Origin of the sequence: Cupriavidus sp. WGlv3, from assembly GCF_023952475.1 — a bacterium.
In the GTDB taxonomy this organism is placed as follows: Bacteria; Pseudomonadota; Gammaproteobacteria; order Burkholderiales; family Burkholderiaceae; genus Cupriavidus; species Cupriavidus phytorum.
On record NZ_JALHRX010000011.1, the window covers coordinates 118,798 to 136,929 of the forward strand.

Annotated in this window: 14 protein-coding genes and 1 pseudogene; 10 read left to right on the forward strand and 5 right to left on the reverse strand. The window is 64.1% G+C overall.

The genetic code is table 11. The features are described from left to right. Window positions 1–203: 203 nt before the first annotated feature. From flgK to MKD38_RS18910, 4 genes are all read left to right on the forward strand, one after another. On the forward strand, window positions 204–2,123 hold the full coding sequence (gene flgK / locus MKD38_RS18895; RefSeq protein ID WP_252678918.1) for a flagellar hook-associated protein FlgK: 1,920 nt from the start codon (window positions 204–206) through the stop codon (window positions 2,121–2,123). Between the two features lie 37 nt (window positions 2,124–2,160). Beyond that, on the forward strand, window positions 2,161–3,390 hold the full coding sequence (gene flgL / locus MKD38_RS18900) for a flagellar hook-associated protein FlgL (RefSeq protein WP_252678919.1): 1,230 nt from the start codon (window positions 2,161–2,163) through the stop codon (window positions 3,388–3,390). 713 nt (window positions 3,391–4,103) lie between these two features. Continuing rightward, window positions 4,104–5,777: an HAL/PAL/TAL family ammonia-lyase gene (locus MKD38_RS18905; protein ID WP_252678921.1), complete on the forward strand. Its 1,674-nt coding sequence runs from the start codon at window positions 4,104–4,106 to the stop codon at window positions 5,775–5,777. 143 nt (window positions 5,778–5,920) lie between these two features. Further along, complete coding sequence (locus MKD38_RS18910) at window positions 5,921–7,003, forward strand: porin (RefSeq protein ID WP_501985977.1); 1,083 nt, start codon at window positions 5,921–5,923, stop codon at window positions 7,001–7,003. A gap of 16 nt (window positions 7,004–7,019) precedes the next feature. Here the strand turns inward: MKD38_RS18910 and MKD38_RS18915 are convergent, their stop codons facing one another. From MKD38_RS18915 to MKD38_RS18930, 4 genes are read right to left on the reverse strand one after another with little or no spacing between them, the layout of a single operon-like run. Next, window positions 7,020–7,841, reverse strand: coding sequence for a tetratricopeptide repeat protein (locus MKD38_RS18915; RefSeq protein WP_252678925.1), 822 nt, complete (start codon window positions 7,839–7,841; stop codon window positions 7,020–7,022). Beyond that, window positions 7,838–8,731: a non-homologous end joining protein Ku gene (ku, locus tag MKD38_RS18920; protein WP_252678927.1), complete on the reverse strand. Its 894-nt coding sequence runs from the start codon at window positions 8,729–8,731 to the stop codon at window positions 7,838–7,840. Before ku ends, MKD38_RS18915 begins: the two co-directional genes overlap by 4 nt. 30 nt (window positions 8,732–8,761) lie before the next feature. Next, on the reverse strand, window positions 8,762–11,281 hold the full coding sequence (gene ligD, locus MKD38_RS18925; RefSeq protein WP_252678929.1) for a DNA ligase D: 2,520 nt from the start codon (window positions 11,279–11,281) through the stop codon (window positions 8,762–8,764). Beyond that, window positions 11,256–11,459 carry a DUF2188 domain-containing protein gene (locus MKD38_RS18930; protein WP_371925715.1) on the reverse strand — a complete coding sequence of 68 codons (204 nt, stop codon included), beginning with the start codon at window positions 11,457–11,459 and terminating at the stop codon, window positions 11,256–11,258. Before MKD38_RS18930 ends, ligD begins: the two co-directional genes overlap by 26 nt. 411 nt (window positions 11,460–11,870) lie before the next feature. Here MKD38_RS18930 and MKD38_RS31145 point away from each other — a divergent pair. Further along, window positions 11,871–11,987 (forward strand): annotated as a pseudogene (locus MKD38_RS31145) (IS30 family transposase); the annotation flags it as partial. 160 nt (window positions 11,988–12,147) lie between these two features. Here the strand turns inward: MKD38_RS31145 and MKD38_RS18940 are convergent. Beyond that, complete coding sequence (locus MKD38_RS18940; protein WP_252678933.1) at window positions 12,148–13,704, reverse strand: CoA-acylating methylmalonate-semialdehyde dehydrogenase; 1,557 nt, start codon at window positions 13,702–13,704, stop codon at window positions 12,148–12,150. A gap of 139 nt (window positions 13,705–13,843) precedes the next feature. On the opposite strand from MKD38_RS18940, the gene MKD38_RS18945 reads away from it, so the two are divergent. From MKD38_RS18945 to MKD38_RS18965, 5 genes are all read left to right on the forward strand, one after another. Continuing rightward, complete coding sequence (locus tag MKD38_RS18945; protein WP_018006561.1) at window positions 13,844–14,809, forward strand: LysR family transcriptional regulator; 966 nt, start codon at window positions 13,844–13,846, stop codon at window positions 14,807–14,809. A gap of 156 nt (window positions 14,810–14,965) precedes the next feature. Continuing rightward, window positions 14,966–15,700 (forward strand): succinate dehydrogenase/fumarate reductase iron-sulfur subunit, encoded by a 735-nt coding sequence (locus MKD38_RS18950; RefSeq protein WP_252678935.1) that lies wholly within the window; start codon window positions 14,966–14,968, stop codon window positions 15,698–15,700. Window positions 15,701–15,702: 2 nt separating this feature from the next. Next, window positions 15,703–16,038 carry a succinate dehydrogenase gene (locus MKD38_RS18955; RefSeq protein WP_025583057.1) on the forward strand — a complete coding sequence of 112 codons (336 nt, stop codon included), beginning with the start codon at window positions 15,703–15,705 and terminating at the stop codon, window positions 16,036–16,038. Then, window positions 16,035–16,382, forward strand: coding sequence for a succinate dehydrogenase/fumarate reductase transmembrane subunit (locus tag MKD38_RS18960; RefSeq protein ID WP_115699547.1), 348 nt, complete (start codon window positions 16,035–16,037; stop codon window positions 16,380–16,382). The genes MKD38_RS18955 and MKD38_RS18960 overlap by 4 nt, the downstream gene beginning before the upstream one ends. Further along, the gene (locus tag MKD38_RS18965) at window positions 16,383–18,131 is read left to right on the forward strand and encodes an L-aspartate oxidase (RefSeq protein WP_252678937.1); all 1,749 of its coding nucleotides are present in this window, start codon (window positions 16,383–16,385) and stop codon (window positions 18,129–18,131) included. The last annotated feature ends 1 nt before the right edge of the window (window position 18,132 follow it).

An 18,132-nucleotide genomic window follows, 5' to 3' on the forward strand; every position in this document is an offset into this window, starting at 1 on the left:
GTTGCAATACAGCGGCTAACCGCAGCCGACACCGCACGAACCAGGCTCCCCTCTCCCGTCTGCGGGAGAGGGGAGAAAACCAGCGGGACCCGGCGAAGATCACTGCCATAACTAAAGTCCCGCCCCCACCGAGCCGATAACTCCCACATACCACCCCGCCGCCCCTCACCGCGGCAGTCCCACCAATCCCGGACCAGAGCACCATGTCTCTCTTCAGTATTGGCCTCTCCGGCCTGAACACCGCGCAGAACGCGCTGACGACGACGGGCCACAACTTTGCCAATTCGGCAACCGAAGGCTACTCGCGCCAGAACACCATCGTCGCGTCCGCCGGCGGCCAGTACACCAGCCAGGGCTTCTACGGCTTCGGCTCGAACACCACCACGGTGATCCGCGTCTATGACGAGTTCCTGACCGGCCAGCTGCGCGGCGCCACCTCGGCCAGCGCCTCGCTGGCGATGTACTCGGACCAGATCAGCCAGATCGACAATCTGCTGGCCGACCAGAAGGGCGGCCTGGCACCGCTGATGCAGAAGTTCTTCGCCGCGGTGCAGGCGGTGGCCGATACCCCGGCCGATCCGGCCGCGCGCCAGGGCATGCTGTCGGCGGGCCAGGCGCTGGTGGGCCAGGTGCGCTCGGCCAGCAACTACTTCAAGCAGCTGCAGGCCGGCGTCAACGAACAGGTCGGCACCGCGGTCACGCAGGTCAACGCGTATACCAAGCAGATCGCCAACCTGAACCAGGAAATCACGCGCCTGAAGGCGGCCTCCGGCGGCCAGCCGCCCAACGACCTGCTCGACCAGCGCGACCAGGCCGTGGCCGAGCTGACCAAGCTGGTCGGCGCCAAGGTGGTGGTGCAGGACACCGGCACCTACAACGTCTTCGTCGGCAACGGCCAGCCGCTGGTGATGGGCAACGACGCCTATGAACTGAAGGCCGTAGCCTCCGCCGCCGACCCCAACCGCACCGTGGTGGCCTACACGCTGCCCTCCGGCGCCATGATCGAGAGCGAGCCGGGCGCGCTCACCGGCGGCTCGCTGGGCGGCCTGCTGCAGTTCCGCACCGAAACCCTGGACCCGGCGCAAAGCGCGATCGGCCGCCTGTCGCTGGCGATCGGCGCGAGTTTCAACGCGCAGCACCAGCTCGGCATCGACCTGAACGGCGCCGCCGGCACCGACATGTTCAAGCTGGGCGGCGCCACCACCATCCCCAACGCCAACAACACCGTCAAGACCACGGTAGCCACCGCCACCATCGACAATGCATCGGCGCTGACCACCAGCGACTACAAGCTCCACTTCGACGGCACCAACTACACGCTGACGCGCCTGTCCGACAACCAGCAGGTGGTCACGCCCGTGCCCGCCGGCGGCGCCACCTACCCGCTGCAATTCAGCGCCGACGGCTTTACCGTCGAGATCAACGCGCCGATGGGCACCAACGATTCGTTCACGGTGCAGCCCACCCGCAACGCCGCCACCGGCTTTGACATGGCGATCAACGATCCCGCCAAGATTGCCGCGGCATCGCCCGCCTACATCGAGGCGACCGCCGGCAACAAGGGCAACGCTACCGCGGCGCTGAGCAAGGTCGCACCCGGGTTCTCGCTGCCGGCCGGCAAGATCACCGCCGAGTTCGACGGCACCAGCTACATCTTCAAGGTCGGCGGCGTGGCCATGGCGCCGCAGCCGGTGGGCGTGCCCAACGGCAGCAACACCGACTTCACCCTCAACGGCCTGACCTTCAGCTTCGGCGGCACCCCCGCCGCCGGCGACAGCTTCACGCTGGGCAGCAACGCCGGCGCGGTCAAGGACAACGGCAACATGCTGGTGCTGGCCAAGCTGCAGAACGCCAAGACCATCGGTGGCGTGTCCAGCTTCAGCGAAGCCTACGCGCAGCTGGTCAACGACGTCGGCACGCGCGCCAAGTCGGTCAAGATCGCCTCGGCCTCGCAGGACAGCATCACCACGCAGATCAAGACCGCGCAGCAATCGGTCTCCGGCGTCAACATGGACGAGGAAACCGTGTCGATGCTGCGCTTCCAGCAGCTCTACCAGGCCAATGCGCGCGTGATCCAGACCGCCGGCACGCTGTTCGACACCATCATCGGCATCGGCCGCTAAGCGCCGCGCCACCCCGCGTCAGAAGAGGTAACCCAATATGCGCGTTGCAAGCTCCACCCTGTACCAGCAAGGCCTGGCGTCGATGAACTACCAGCAGGGCGCGCTGATGCATATCCAGCAGCAGCTCGGCACCGGCCGCTCGATCCTGACGCCGTCGGACGATCCCGTCGGCGCCACGCGCGCGCTGGGCGTCAGCCAGGCGCAGGCCGTCAACGGCCAGTACGCCACCTCCCGCAACCAGGCCAATATTGCACTGGCGGCGGAAGAAAACGCGCTGCAGTCCGTCACCACCATCACGCAGAACATCCAGACCATGCTGGTGCAGGCCGGCAACGGCACCATGAGCGATGCCGACCGCGGCTCGCTCGCGACCGCGCTGGAAGGCCTGTACAACCAGCTGCTGAGCCTGGCCAATTCCGACGACGGCAACGGCCAGTTCCTGTTCGGCGGCACCCGCTCGGGCAGCGCCCCGTTCACGCAGAGCGCCGGCGCCGGCAACTACATCGGCGACAACGGCCAGCAACTGCTGCAGGTCGACGTCGCTCGCCAGATGCCCGCCGGCAACACCGGCCGCGAAGTCTTCATGAGCGTCACCGGCGGCGCCGGCTATGTGGTCAAGGGCAACCCCGCCAATACCGGCACCGCCACCTTTGGCACGGTGTCCACCACGGACCCGAGCCACCCGCTGTTCGGCCACGCGCTGCAGATGTCGTTCACGGCCAACGCCACCGGCCAGATCGAATACACCATCACCGACACCTCGACCGGCGCCACCCCCGCCCCGGTGGTGACTGGCCCGCTGCCCTACACCTCGCCGGCGCAGATCGAAGTCGCGGGCTTCACCTTCAACGTCTCCGGCGCGCCCAAGGCCGGCGACACCCTGACCATGCAGCCGGCCAGCGAAGCCGGCACCGACATGTTCGCCAACCTGCAGACCGTGATCGACACGCTGCGCCAGCCCGCCGCATCCGAGAACGACCGCGCCAACCTGGGCAACGTGCTGTCGACCGCCGTGCGCCAGTTCTCCAACTCGCTCGACAACGTGCTGACCGTGCGTGCCTCGGTGGGCTCGCGCATGAACGAGCTGGATGCACTGGATGACGTGGGCGCCAACCGGGACCTGACGTATTCGCAGACGCTGTCGGGGCTGCAGGACCTGGATTACGCCAAGGCGATTACCGAGTATTACCAGCGGCAGGTGGCGCTGCAGGGGGCGCAGCAGTCGTTTATGCAGATTCAGGGGATGAATCTGTTCAAGTATTTGTAAGCGGGACAAAGTCAGACGCCGGTCGCCCGGTACGGGCCCGGCGTTGACGAGATTGCTGCGAAGAGCCGTCGCGACCGCAGCCGGCAGTGGTGCCGGTGCCAAACGTGGACCACTGCCACCCAAAAAAATCAAAAAAGTCGCCAGAACGGCCGCGTCCTCCATGAACCGGTGCCGCATCCTTGACGAAGGGCTGCTGCGGCGCTCCGGTAGACCCCCGCCAAATCCACGTTTGCTGACAAAAGGCTGAGCAACTTGTTGCTCGCGGTCTGCGTGCGAACTGCTACGCGAACGGACGGGATGATCCCTGCGGAAGTTTGCAATGGTGTTCCGACAAACAGCCTCAGCCCTGCATGACGGCGCGAAACACGCCGGTCTGGCGAAGGTTCGTCTCCAAGGCCATTAATGCGATGTTAAGGGTTACCGACAAAAAAGCATAAGTCGGTTAATGGGCCTGTGTCTACACTGTCTCCCATGGTTTCAGTGACCGCCGCGCCTTGCGGCACCCGTCGATGCGAAGGACGACAACTTCCGCACAGGAGACGATATGGAAAGCCGTTTGCGGCGGCCCCGTAGCGCCATACGTGCGTTGGGCCATCCACAGCCGTAACGCCGCGCCACTGCTGTCCTGATTCCTTTCTTGTATTAACAGAATCGCTGCCGCGCTCCGCGGCACGGTAATGCCCGCCCTTTGTCCAAAAATTATTGAGCCAGCCATGAAACGCAATCCATTGGTGTTCCGTAGCAATCAAGTTTTCGCATTCGGTCGTGCTCTGGGCCTTGCCGCATTTGCGGCCTGCATGGCATTGCCCGCCCTCGCCGAGGTGGAGCTCGATGGCCGCAACGCTACGCCGGAATCCATCGTCCGCATTGCCCACGGCGAGCCTGTGCGCATTGCGCCGGGGGCACGTCAGCGCGTTCGCGAAGCGCATGCGGTGTTGCTGGATGCCGCCCGCGCAGGCAAACAGATTTATGGATTGACGGTCGGTGTCGGACTCAACAAGGACCGGTCCATGGTCGATGCCAGGGGGGAGTTGACCAACGAGATCGTGGAAGCGTCGCGGCGCTTCAATATCGCGTTGCTGCGTGCGCATAGTGGTGGCGCCGGACCCGACGCGCCGGTTGCCGATGTCCGTGCCGCGATGGCTGCGCGCCTGAATGCGTTGCTCTCCGGCGGCGGGGGCGTGCAAGAGAGTATCGTTGACGCGTACGTTCGCTTCCTGAACGAGGGCATTACGCCTGCGATCCCTTCGGTCGGCTCCATCGGCGAGGCGGACATCACCATCCTCAGCCATGTCGGCGTGGCCATGCTCGGTGAAGGAGACGTCTACTATCAAGGCCGTCGGCAGCCGGCGTCCGGCGCGCTTGCGGCCGCCGGTGTTGCACCGATACAGCCGTTCGGCAAGGACGGCCTGTCGATTCTCAGCTCCAATTCCTATGCCTCTGGCCTGGCATCGCTCGCGCTGGTGGATCTTGCGAATTTGGGCCGGCACTCCAAGCTTGTCTACGCGTTGAGCTTGCAAGCGCTCAACGGCAATGTCTCTCCGTTCCTGGAGGACTCCCTCGCCTTGCGGCCATTTCCGGAAACGGTCAAAGCCGGAGCGGAATTGCGCCGCCTGCTGAGTGGCTCCAGTCTGTGGAACCAGGACGCGTCGCGCCGCCTGCAAGACCCGCTCAGTTTCCGCACCGGTGTTTTCCTGATTGGCGAACTCGATCGTACGCAGTCGGAATTGCGCGCGCTTCTGAACGTGCAGTACAACGCGTCGGATGACAACCCGGGCGTGGCGATTGGTGTGAAGCCAAGATCGAGCCGGTGGCAAGAGCAGCAAAGCTATCTGGCAAAGGGCGGGGCAGTGCTTCCCACCGCGAATTTCGTGCCCTTGCCCTGGGTACTCGCGTTCGAGCAGACCGCCATCGCGCTTGGGCATCATTCCCTGGCTTCTGCGCAACGCATCGGTCGGCTGAACGATCCCAACTTCACCAGCCTGTCGCGCTCCCTCGGCACGGAGCATACGGTCCATGCGTTCGGTGCGATGGAGAAACCAGCCATCGCGCTCGCCGCGGAAAACAAGTCGCTGGCGCAGCCGGTTTCCATGGATTTTTCTCCCTCGTCCGGAAATATCGAAGATGTTGCCACCAACGCGCCAGCAGTGGTGCAACGCGTGCGCAAGCAGATCGACAACACCTATGCACTGCTTGCCATTGAACTCGTCCATGCCGTCCAGGCGGCCGAATTGCGTCGCCGCAAGGATCCGGCGTTCACGCTGTCGCCCGCCACGCAGGCACTGGCCGATGCACTGCGCAAGCGCGTGGCGTTTCTTGAGCAGGACCGCCCGCTGACCGGCGACTACCGGGCCGCAGCCGAAGTATTGAGGGCCTACAGGCCCTGAGCCGGCTTCCGCCAAAACAAGGCGACACGGCGGGCGCTTCCTCAAGTGCTGCGTTGAACTCAGCCAGGGCGCTACGGCGGTCTGGCCCGCCAACGCACGCGTAGTTCCCATCCATGGAAGGCATTCAAATAATGAAGACGCTCATGAAAAGAGAGTTGTGTGCCGGCATGCTGCTGGCGTTGGCTTCTCAGCTTGCTGCGGCACAGTCGACTGTCACGCTCTACGGCGTTGGCGACATCGGCTTCGAGTACCTGACCAAGGCCGATGCAGCCGGGAATAAACAGCTTCGGATGACCAGCGGCAACGTATCGGGCTCGCGCTGGGGCCTGCGCGGCGTTGAAGACCTTGGCAGCGGCAGCAAGGCCGTGTACGTGCTCGAGAGCGGCTTTGATCTCGATACCGGGATGGGCCAGGGTGGCCGGCTTTTTGGCAGGCAGGCTTATGTGGGGCTGGAAAACCAGTGGGGGCGTATTACGCTGGGTCGTCAGCAGAATGCGTTCTTCGACCTGCTGATCAATTACGATCCGACGGGATTCGCAACGCGGTACTCCGCGTTCATGCTGGACCCCGTTCTGGTCGGTCGTTACGACAATACCGCAAAGTACACCGGCAAGTTCGGGCCCGTCACTGCCGTGGCCCTGTACAGCCTGGCGCGGGGCTCGGTCGTGACGAGCGGCGCCGGCAGCGCATTGGCCGGCGAATTGCCCGGGGACGTGAGGAGCGACCGGGCCTTCGGCGGCGGCCTGGAGTATTCAGCCGGCTCATTGGGCGCGACGGTGGCCTATGACCAGCAACAGGGAACAACGGGTATCTCCGGGCAGAGTTCAGGCCAGACCGACCGACGCCTTGGCCTGGGGGCCAGCTACGTGCTGGGGCAGGGCACGATATCGGTGGGCTACCGCTGGTTCAGAGGGAATATCGGCGTTGTCCCGGGCGGCCAGGCGCGCCGCAACGACATCTATTGGATCGGTTACCGCCTGCAACTGTCGCCGGCAGTGGGTATGACAGCGGCTGGCTATTACTTCAATAACCGAAACTCTGGGCAGGATCCGTGGAGCCTGGCGGCGTCGGTCAACTATGCGCTATCCAAACGGACCGACGCCTTCCTGACGGTAGGCTATGCACACAACAAGGACAATTCAGCCCTGGGGTTGAATGGCTTTGGCACGGCGACCCCGGGGCAAAACCAGACGGGGATCACGGTCAATCTCCGGCACAAGTTTTAAACGGTCCAAGACGGGCTTATCTGGACCGATCCAGCTTCCGATACTGGTTGAAATGCCGGAGCGCCTTCTGGATATGCCCCAGTTCCTGATGCAGGCGCGCGGCATTGTAGTGCGCGTCGGCATCGCCGGGCGCCAGCTCAATGCTGCGCTCATAGGCAGCCAGGGCGGCCTGCGTGGCCCCGGTATCCTCAAGCGCCACGCCCAGATTGAAATGCAGCTCCGGCTCGTCAGGCAGCGCGGTGAGCGCGGATTCATAGAGCGAAATGACTTCGTCCAGCCGTTGCTGGTCGGCAAGCAGGCAGCCTAGATTGAGGTACGCGTCCAACATCGCCGGATAATGACCCACCGCGCGCCGGTAGGCCGCTTCAGCGCCGCGGACATCGACCGGCTCCAGCCTGAGGCCCTCGGCCAGCGCTTCATCCGCGGCGGCGTAGGCGGAAGCTTCCCGCGTCAGCGCCATGACGCGGACACCGTCGTCGTCCTGCGTGCCGAAGTCCATCACCCGCTGGCCCGTCTCCACGATCCAGTCGCCGTGTCGGTCCCGGGCCGACACCTTGCCGCTGCACGCCGAGATACGTACCGCGGACAAGTGCCGGTCTGGCTTGAGCCGTTCCAGATGGCGCAGCGCGCGCAGGATTCGCGCCGGCCCGATATGCGCGCGGTGCAGGGAGTCGGCGGTGCGGATCAGCACCACGTCCTGGAAGGAAAAGACGTGTTCGCCGCGCGGGCCGCGCGTGGGCTGCACCAGCCCTGCCGCGACCAGGCTGCCGATCAGACGCCTGGACACGCCCAGGCGCGCCTCGAGGTCGCGCGTGCTGAGCCCGCCGTTGCGCTTCACGCTGATTTCTTGGTGGTCCGTCGGATCGGCGTGGGTTCTGCCGTCGCGCCGCGGCGGGCGGCCTTGCGCGCGGGTGGGGCGGCTGCGGCCGCCTTGCCCTTGGCGGCGGCGGTGCCCTTCTTCGACAAGCTGGCGCGCAGCGCGTCCATCAGGTCGATCACCTGTCCGCCCTCGCCGGCCTCCACCGGCTCGGGCGCGACGATGTGCTTGCCGGCGATCTTGGCATCGATGGCGGCCAGGATCCTGGCCTTTTCCTCGTCCTTGTACTGGGTCGGATCGTAGGCGTCTTCGGAGGCCTGCTCGATCAGCTGGATTGCCAGCTTGAGCTCGGCATCGGACACCTTTACCTCTTCGATATTCAGTTCGGCGATATTGCGGACCTCGTCGGCAAACAACAGCTGCTGGAACACCAGCCCGCCTTCCACCGGGCGGATCTGGACCACGTGCGACTTGCCCTTGGATGCCCATTTGGCGATGGCGCAGCGGCCGGTCCGCGACATGGCCTCGCGCAGCAGGCTGTAGGGCTTGCCGCCACGCTTGTCGGGCGCGATGAAATACGCCTTGTCGTAGTAAAGCGGATCCACGCTTTGCTCGGGGATGAACGCGACGATATCGACCATATGGCTGGCGCTTTCTTCCAGTGCCTTGAGCTCGTCGGGCGCGAACGTGACAAAGCGGCCTTTCTCGAATTCGTAGCCCTTGATCATGTCGGCACGCTCGACGACCTTCTGGGTCTGTTCGGAAATGTACTGCTGCCTGACGCGCGAGCCATCCTTGCTCAACAGGTTGAAGCGCACGGCGGAACTGCTTTCGGTGGCGGTATAGAGCTTGACCGGGATCGACACCAGGCCAAACGACAGCGACAGGGAAGCGAGCGATCGGGCAGCCATTGGATACTCCACATTGGGTTGCGCCTGGATTCAGCTTAAGCGTTCGATGGCCTCCGTCAAAGTCTGGCGTGTGTCCCAGTACGACTGCCAGGGGTCGGCCAGCTGGAAGCTCAGGTACTCGCGCGCATCGCGGATGGTCCACTGCGCGCCGCTTTTCAGCCTGGAAAGTTGTTCCCACGACACCGGCATCGACACGCCCAGGCCAGGCCGCGCGCGTGCCGAGAACGCGGCGGCGGTGGTCTGAGAAAAGCCGTTGCGCAGATAATCCACAAAGATGCGCCCCTTGCGGTTGGCGGCGCCGGAGCGGGCGGTGAAACGCTGCGGCAGCGTGGTGGCCAGGTGCCTGACAGCCGCATGTGAAAACGCCTTCACTTCATCGTAGGTCCGCCGCGGTGCCAGCGGCACCACCACATGCAGGCCCTTGCCGCCGCTGGTCTTGAGCCAGCACTGCAGGCCCAGCTCGTCCAGCAGCGTGCGCACCAGCATGGCGGCTTCCTGCATGGTCTCCCACGCCACGCCTTCGCCGGGATCCAGGTCGAAGATGACCCGGTCCGGATGGTCAATATCGCGCGCGATGGAATTCCAGGTGTGGAACTCCACCACGTTCATCTGGGCGGCCGCGACAATGGCTTCGGGCGAGTCGGCGGTCAGCAACGCCGCGTGGCCGGGCCACAGCGAAACTGGCTGCTCAGTCAGGCCAGGCATCGCGGTCTCGGCATGCTTCTGGAAGAACGTGGGCGCGTCGATGCCCTCCGGCGCGCGCACCAGCGAGAGCGGACGGCCCGCCAGGTGCGGCAGCATCACCGCGGCGACGCTCTCGTAGTAGCGCACCAGTTCCACTTTGGTGATGCCTCTGGACTGGTCGATGACCCGTTCCGGATTGGTGACCTTGATGGCGGCAACGCCATGGGGCGTGACCGCGGTCTGCACGGCTTCTCGCCGGATCGACTTGACGACATGGTCCGTGCGCAGCCCTTTGAATGACGCGTGGCGAACCTGTCCGTCCGGTGTCCACTCGGTGAACTCGACCTCCGCGACCAGCTTTGGTTTGACCCAGCGCACCACGGCAGGCCGCCGGCCGCCCCAGCGCCCGCTGCCGCGGGCCTCCGTCGAGAAAGGACTGTCCTTGACTTCCAGTGCCGCCAGGCGCTTGCGCAAGTCCGTGGCGGTGGCACTGTCCCAACCGGTGCCGACGCCGCCCGCATAAACCAGCGCCCCATCCGCGTAGACGCCCAGATACAGCCTGCCCACCTCGGCAGAGGCGCCTTCGCGGTCGGAGAAGCCGCCGATGACGAACTCCTGGCGCAGCTTGCATTTGGCCTTCAGCCAGCTCGGCGTCCGTGCCGAGACATAGGGGGCATCGGCGCGCTTGAAGATCAGCCCCTCCAGGCCGAGCCGGCATGCCGCCTGGAACATCTGCGCCGGCGGCGCGTCGAAGGCTTCGCTGAAGCGCACCCGCTCCGAGCGGTCGGCAACCAGCGCGGCCAGCTTCGCCCGACGCTGCGCCAGCGGCAGCTCGCGCAGGTCGCGGCCTTCCCAGTAGGGCAGGTCGAAGGCGAAGTAGACGATCGCCTCGTGGCGATGCCCGTCGATGGCGTTCTGCAAGGCGTTGAAATCCGGCATGTCGTCGCGCAGCACCACGATCTCGCCATCCAGCCAGCCTTGCGAGATATCGAGCTTCTCGATTTCCGCCGCCAGCGAGCTCAGCCTGCGCGTCCAGTCATGCCCGTTGCGGGTGAACAGCGTTACCCGGGCATCGTCCATCCTCGCCAGGATCCGGTACCCGTCGAACTTGGTTTCGATGATCCAGCCGGCGCCGGAAGGGAGGGTGGGCGACAGCGTGGCAAGCTGGGGCCGCAGCTTCGCCGGCAATGGCGCGCGTGGCGCGTGCTGGATGGCCTGTGTCGGATCGTCATCGTCGGCGACGGCCGGTGCCTCGCGCAATGCGCCCAGCGGCTTCGCGATGACGCTGTCCGGCAATGCGGCCAGCACATCGAACTCCGCCAGCGGCCGCGCCCAGGCGTCGCGCTTCTTGAAGAGGATCCACTGCTCGGACTTGTCGCCCGGCTTGGCGATGCGCACCAGTTCCCAGCGGCCTGCCAGCTTCTCGCCGTGCAGATCGAAGACGAGCTTGCCGGCGGCCATGCCGTCATGCGGGTCGCCCACCGGCGTCCAGGTGCCGCGGTCCCAGACGATCACCGACCCGGCGCCATACTGGTTTGGCGGGATCTCGCCTTCGAAGCCGGCATAGTCGAGCGGGTGATCTTCGACATGGACGGCGATGCGCTTCTCGGCCGGGTCGTAGCACGGTCCCTTGGGCACGGCCCAGCTGAGCAGCACGCCGTCGAGCTCGAGCCGGAAGTCATAATGCAGGCGCCTGGCCCAGTGCTTCTGCACGACGAAGCGCAGGCACTGCGGATTTCTGCGATACCTCGTTTGTCCCGACGGCTCTGGAGTGATGCTGAAATCCCTTTTTTGCGCGTAGGGTTTGAGAACTGGCCTCCTGCTCAGCTTGGGCCTGCTTTTACCCTTTGACGTCTCTCGGGTCATTTCCGTAGGAGTTTCGCATGCGAATTGCTCCGTCCGAGTCGTGCACTATCAGCTCGCTCTGGAGCTTCTTTGCCAGAGCTGTCCCGGCAACAATTGCTGCATCCTGGCTGTCGTAGGTCGACGAATCTTGTGTGCCACGCTCCACTTCGACTTTCCCTTTGTTCCCGCTCGATACCACGTGAATGTTAGGCAGGATTGCCGCCTTTGCGGCTACATGCCTGCAGTCTAGTTCGCGACTTCTTCGTGCTGTATAAGGCTGCGTCGGACAGCCCTAGTGAAATAGTCGAAGTCGCTGTGGACAACCGCGATAGGGAACAGCATCCGGCAGAATTGCTGCGATAGCGATTTGTCGTCCCCCGACGGACGTAAGCTGATCGCACCCAGCAAACAGATGACGCGAGACGCGTAGTAATACGCCAGCCCATCAAAAAAAAGCGGGAATCAGGTCAGGATGAGATCCCGGCTCCCACGCGCGGATCGACCCGGGAACGGTGACGGCATGCACGCTCTCCGCGGGGATGGGGCTCATGCCGACGTCTCGCAGTCCTTACTGGCAATCTTCACCAGCCTCACGAACCAGGTCTGGCGTTCCGGCCTCTTGAAGCAGTACTTCCAGAAAGGAGCCAATCTCACGGTCTCTTCGCAAGCCAAGCTCAACGCCATTGCCAGGCGGCTCAACGAACGCCCGCGCAAGACGTTAAAATGGCATGGCCTCCAGGGAGTCGCACGCTGGCGTAGCGTTGCACTACGCCATCGGCAATTGGCAAAGCCAGGGGTTGGTCGGGCAGCATCGAGGGAGCGCGACGGACGCCCAGCCTGATTTAGGCATCGACATTAGCTGGTCGAGTTCGCGTCAAGTTGCTTTCTCACTTCGTCGTCGGCATTGCAAATTCGGCGCCGCGTGACGTATCAGCAGGCCATCGCTGCATCACGCTCTTCTGGCGCGTGTAGAAGCGCACGCCTTCCTCGCCGTACGCGTGCATGTCACCGAACAGCGAACGCTTCCATCCGCCAAAACCGTGCCAGGCCATCGGCACCGGGATCGGCACGTTGATGCCTACCATGCCGACCTCGATTCGGCGTGCGAACTCGCGGGCCACCTGGCCGTCGCGCGTGTAGCAGGCGACGCCATTGCCGAATTCATGCGCATTGACCAGCTTGACCGCCTGGGCGAAGTCGTCCACGCGCACGCATGACAGCACCGGGCCGAAGATCTCTTCCTTGTAGATTCGCATGTCGGGGGACACGTTATCGAACAAGGTGCCGCCTGTGAAGAAGCCTTGCTCGTGTCCCGTCACCTTGCAGTTGCGGCCATCGACTACCAGCCGGGCCCCTTCATCGACCCCGAGCGCGACGTAGTTCTCGATGCGCTCGAGCGCCTGGCCCGTGATCACCGGACCCATCTCGGCATCAGGATCCATGCCGTTCCTGATGACCAGCTCGCGCGTACGTGCCGCGAGCTTCGGCATGATCTTGTCGGCGATGTCACCCACCAGGACAGCGACGGAAATTGCCATGCAGCGCTCGCCGGCCGATCCAAAGGCGGCGCCGATCAGGCCATCCACGGCTTGATCGAGGTCCGCATCGGGCATCACCACCATATGGTTCTTGGCGCCGCCCAGCGCCTGTACGCGCTTGCCGAGCTTGGCGCCGGTCTCGTAGATATAGTTGGCGATCGGCGTCGAGCCGACGAAGCTGACGGCCCTGACGTCGGCGTGATGCAGCAGGGCGTCGACCACGACCTTGTCGCCCTGGATCACGTTGAACACGCCATCGGGTAGCCCCGCCTGCTGCAGCAGCCTGGCCATGAATAGCGATGCCGACGGATCGCGTTCGCTGGGCTTGAGCACGAAGCAGTTGCCCGCCGCGATGGCCACCGGAAACATCCAGCACGGCACCATGCATGGGAAGTTAAACGGCGTGATTCCCGCGACGACGCCGAGCGGCTGGCGCAGCGTCCAGTTGTCCATGCCGGTCGAGACCTGATCCGTGTAATCGCCTTTGAGTAGCTGCGGGATGCCGCAGGCAAACTCGATGATGTCGATGCCACGGCTGACTTCACCCTGGGCATCACTGAAGACCTTGCCGTGCTCGGCGGTGATGATGGCGGCCAGTTCGTCCTTGTGACGGTTCATGAGCTCCAGGAACTTCAGCATTACGCGGGCGCGGCGGATCGGCGGCGTGTCAGCCCACTTCGAGAACGCGGCAAGCGCGCTGGCGACGGCGGCATCTACGTCCCCAGGGCTGCCCAGTCGAACGCTGCGCGCGACCGCGCCAGTGGCGGGATTGAACACCGGCTGCGAGCGCGTGCCGGAACCGGCATACGGCGCTCCGGCCACAAAGTGGATAACTTCCGCGGACGAGTTGTAGGGAGCGGTCACAATGATCTCCTGGCGTCGTGGGTGGGTCGAAATCCACCGCATTGAAGGATGACCGCAGTGTACGGAGCGCGATCTGGTCCGGGTAGCGGCCCTGGCCCAAACTCACTGTTCAGGAAAATTGCCTACAGCCATGTTATAGCTGTGAAATATGAGGCCGGGATGGCCTGGACAGGGAGCAACTATGCGGCAGGGTGATGTAGAGGGCCTTTGGGAACACCTGCATTGGCTCATGGTGTTGCATCAACAAGGTAGTTTCAGCAAGGCGGCGGCCCGCCTTGGTGTGAGCAAGGCGTCCATGAGCCAGCATATTGCTGACCTGGAAAGGTCGGCGGGCATCATGCTGGTTCAGCGCACGACACGCAGCGCCACGCTGACCGATGCAGGCAGGCAACTGGTGGATTCGATGCGCGGTGCGTTCGAGCAGATCTCCGCTGGCTTTGCCAACGTGCGAGACCTCGCCGGAGCTCCGCGCGGACTTCTGAGAGTGACCGCGCCGGTTGCGTTTTCCAGGCAACAATTGGTGCCGCGGCTACCGGAATTTCTGCGGCAGTATCCGCAAATCCAGATCGAACTGGATATGTCGGACCGCCTGCGTTCGCTGGCTCAGGAAGGTTATGACATCGCGGTGCGACACACGACCGCGCCACCGGAAACCCACGTCGCCTGGACCCTGTCTGCCACGCGTATCGTGCTGGTGGCGAGCCGATCCTATCTGCGCGCCAACGGTACGCCAGAAATCCCCGAGGCACTCGTTGACCATGCCTGCCTGCATTACCCCCGGCAGCATGGCACCGCGACCTGGACCTTCGTACGGACCGGCCCGGATGAACCCTCCCCCCATGCCGATCCGGTGACCGTGGCGGTCAACGGACCGCTGGCGGTCAACAACAGCGAGGCCTTGCGTGACGCCGCCATCGAAGGGCTTGGCATTGCGCTGCTGCCGGATTTCAGTGCCCAGTCGGCACTCGACACTGGCCGGCTTATCGAGGTGCTGCCCGAGTGGCGTGCAACGGGGGCCTTCGGTGATTGGCTCTATGCGATCCGGCCATACTCCGCCCATGCATCGAGGGTCTCGCAAGTCTTCGTCGACTATCTACGCGAGAGCTTTTCGAAGGGATTCACCTCAACGCCGCCTGCCCTGGTCTGACCCTGTGGAAAACAGGTCTGGTTTTATCCACTTTTTGCGATTTACTTCAAAAAATATCAAGATAAATATTATTGCTTCATAAATATCGATTACTTAGACTTCTCTCAACCCATCCATCAGAGCAACGGCCAGGCGCGGTCGAAACGGGAGAGAGGCATGGAGGCAACAACAGCCACGAAACGCACGCTGACGGTACGCATTGCGCGTGGCACCGACGAGAGCAGTCTCACCACCTATGAGGTGCCATGGCGCGAGAACCAGACCGTGCTCGACGTGGTCACCGAGGTTCAGCGCCACATGGATCCGACGCTGTCGTACCGCTTCGCTTGCCGGGTCGGTGTGTGCGGATCGTGCGCGATGACGGTGAACGGGCGGCCACGCTGGACCTGCCGAACCCATGTGAGCCGCGTGGAGGAGGACGGCGTGATCGTGATCGAGCCGCTGCGCAACATGCCTCGCATCAAGGACCTGGTGGTGGACATGTCCGAGTTCTTCGACAAGTGGAAGAAAGCGGGCAACACCTTTGTCGGGACCGCCACGCGCAACGATCCCCCAGCCGCGGTTTCGCCCGCCAGCCGCAAGCGCAAGATGGCCGATGCTGCCATTGAATGCATCAATTGCGGTGTCTGCTATGCCGCCTGCGACGTGGTGTCGTGGGATAAGGATTACCTGGGCCCTGCGGCACTGAACCGGGCATGGACACTGTTCAACGACGAGCGCCATGCCGACCCGAAGGGCGTGCTCAAGCAAGCGACTTCGGGCAGCGGTTGCCATTCCTGCCACACGCAAGGCAACTGCATGACGCACTGTCCGGTCAGCCTGAGCCCGACCGGCAGCATCGCCGGGCTCAAGAAGAACGCGCTGCTGCAGTTTCTGAAGGGAGGGGACTGACCATGGAGTCGCGCCTGTTTGCATTGCAGCGCCTGACGGCCATGATCATGGCGCCGTTCGTGCTCGTGCATCTGGCGGTCATTCTCTATGCCGTACGGGGAGGACTGACCGCCGCCGAGATCCTGTCACGCACGCAAGGAAGCTGGATCTGGATTCCTTTCTATTCGCTGTTCGTGCTGAGCGTCGCGGTTCACGTGCCGATCGGCATGCGCAACATCCTGATCGAATGGGGGCGGCTCAGTCGCGGCGCAGCGTCCTCGCTTGGGCTGCTGTTCGGACTGTTGCTGCTGTGGATGGGGCTGCGTGCCGTGGCGGCGGTGGGAGGCTTGCTGTCATGAAATCACCGCGCAATCACCGCGCCTACTGGGCCTTTCTGGGGCATCGCCTGTCCGGACTCGCTCTGGGCATCTTTTTACCGGCGCACTTCTACGTTCTGGGCCTTGCCCTCGATCAGCGTGCTCGCATGGACGCCTTCCTGAAGTTTGCCGACATGGGCGCGGTGAAGTTCGGCGAATGGGGGCTGGTGCTGCTGCTGTCCGTGCACATGAGCTTTGGCCTGCGGCTGCTGGCACTGGAACTACTGCCATGGAGCTCGACCCGTGACGCTCGCCTGTCCTGGATCAGCTGGGGTGGTGCGCTGTCCCTGCTGGTCGGCGTGATCTTTGCCCTGGGGGTAATCTGAATGCAAATCGAACACCACAAGACGGACATCCTGATCCTCGGTACTGGCGGAGCAGGCCTGTTTGCCGCGTTGCACGCGAAGAAGGCGAATCCGGCGCTCAAGGTATCCGTGGCCGTAAAGGGTCTGTTAGGCAAGTGCGGGTGCACGCGCATGGTCCAAGGTGGCTACAACGTGGCGCTTTCCGCCGGGGACTCGGTCGAGCGCCATTTCATGGATACCATCGAAGGCGGCAAGTGGCTGCCCCGCCAGGATCTTGCCTGGCGGCTGGTCGAAGGGGCGGTCGAGCGGGTGCGCGAACTCGAGAACGAGATCGGCTGCTTCTTTGACCGCAATCCGGACGGCACCCTGCACCAGAAGGCTTTCGCCGGGCAGAGCTTCGACCGCACCGTGCACAAGGCCGACCTGACCGGCATCGAGATTATCAACCGCCTGATGGAACAGGTGCGTGCGCTCGATGTGGAAGAGATGGAGGAGCACCGGGCCATTGAGCTGATACCCGCCGCGGATGGGTCGGGCATCGCCGGCGTGCTGTTCATCGATATGCGAAGCGGCAGCTACCGCTTCGTACAGGCCAAGGCAGTGTTGCTGGCCACGGGCGCCGGCCCGACCATGTACCGCTATCACACCCCGTCCGGCGACAAGACCTGTGATGGCCTGGCGATGGCAATGCGCTACGGCCTGAGCCTGCGCGACATGGAAATGGTGCAATTTCACCCCACCGGCTTGCTGGGCGGACCGGACACCCGCATGACCGGCACGGTGCTGGAGGAGGGCTTGCGTGGTGCGGGGGGGTGGCTGCTCAACGGCGATGGCGACCGCTTCATGACTCGCTATGATGCGCGCGGCGAGCGTGCCACTCGCGATGTGGTGAGTCGCGGCATCTATGCCGAAATGCGTGCCGGCAGGACTGGACCGATGGGCGGCGTATATATCCAGATGAGCCACCTTGGCGCCGAGAAGGTCGCCACGACATTCCCCGGGATGGTCAATCGCTGCAAGGATTGTGGTTTCGATCTGGCCGGCGGCCGGGTCGAGGTCGTTCCGACCGCCCACTACCTGATGGGCGGCGTGGAATTCAATGTCGATGGCAGCACGGCATCGCCAGGCCTGTTTGCCGCGGGCGAGGATTGTGGCGGCGTCCACGGCGCCAACCGGCTGGGCGGCAACGGCGTGGCGAATTCGACGGTCTTCGGCGGTATCGCCGGCGATTCTATGGCCGCCTATGCTTCGGGCGTGCAGCACTGGAAAGAACCGGACCAGCGCGTCATTGCCAGCGGCATCGAGCGGGCGGAGTACCCGTTCGCCAGATCGCCCGGAGCAATTCACGAACTGCGCGACGCGCTGGCGCAGACCATGTGGGACGACGTCGGGGTCTTGCGCAACGAAGCGGCCATGCGCCGCGGCCTGGATTCGTTGGCATCGCACGGCGAGGCATTGATGGCCATGGGGGTTGCCGATGGCGACCGCCGCTACAACGTGACCTGGCATGACTGGATGAACCTGCAAAGCCTGGTGGACATCTCCCGCGTGATCACGGTGTCCGCGCTGGCGCGCGAGAACAGTCGTGGCGCGCATTTCCGCGAGGATTTCCCCGAGCCGGGCGACCTGCATAGCAGCCGCTATACCCGGGTGACGGCCGACGGCGATGGCCTTCGCCTGGATATGGTCCCTGTGAAGTTCGACATCGTCCGGCCCGGCACCTCCCTGATTGCCGGTGAGGCCGGTCAACCCCCCAAAGTTGCAGCATAGA

Excerpts from the sequence above, each read along its gene's own strand:
- MKD38_RS18940 (WP_252678933.1), bottom strand. The coding sequence starts at position 13,704 with ATGCGGTGGATTTCGACCCACCCACGACGCCAGGAGATCATTGTGACC.
- MKD38_RS18960 (WP_115699547.1), top strand. The coding sequence starts at position 16,035 with ATGAAATCACCGCGCAATCACCGCGCCTACTGGGCCTTTCTGGGGCAT.
- flgL (WP_252678919.1), top strand. The coding sequence starts at position 2,161 with ATGCGCGTTGCAAGCTCCACCCTGTACCAGCAAGGCCTGGCGTCGATG.
- flgK (WP_252678918.1), top strand. The coding sequence starts at position 204 with ATGTCTCTCTTCAGTATTGGCCTCTCCGGCCTGAACACCGCGCAGAAC.
- MKD38_RS18905 (WP_252678921.1), top strand. The coding sequence starts at position 4,104 with ATGAAACGCAATCCATTGGTGTTCCGTAGCAATCAAGTTTTCGCATTC.
- MKD38_RS18910 (WP_501985977.1), top strand. The coding sequence starts at position 5,921 with ATGAAAAGAGAGTTGTGTGCCGGCATGCTGCTGGCGTTGGCTTCTCAG.
- MKD38_RS18965 (WP_252678937.1), top strand. The coding sequence starts at position 16,383 with ATGCAAATCGAACACCACAAGACGGACATCCTGATCCTCGGTACTGGC.
- ligD (WP_252678929.1), bottom strand. The coding sequence starts at position 11,281 with ATGACCCGAGAGACGTCAAAGGGTAAAAGCAGGCCCAAGCTGAGCAGG.
- MKD38_RS18955 (WP_025583057.1), top strand. The coding sequence starts at position 15,703 with ATGGAGTCGCGCCTGTTTGCATTGCAGCGCCTGACGGCCATGATCATG.
- MKD38_RS18950 (WP_252678935.1), top strand. The coding sequence starts at position 14,966 with ATGGAGGCAACAACAGCCACGAAACGCACGCTGACGGTACGCATTGCG.
- ku (WP_252678927.1), bottom strand. The coding sequence starts at position 8,731 with ATGGCTGCCCGATCGCTCGCTTCCCTGTCGCTGTCGTTTGGCCTGGTG.
- MKD38_RS18945 (WP_018006561.1), top strand. The coding sequence starts at position 13,844 with ATGCGGCAGGGTGATGTAGAGGGCCTTTGGGAACACCTGCATTGGCTC.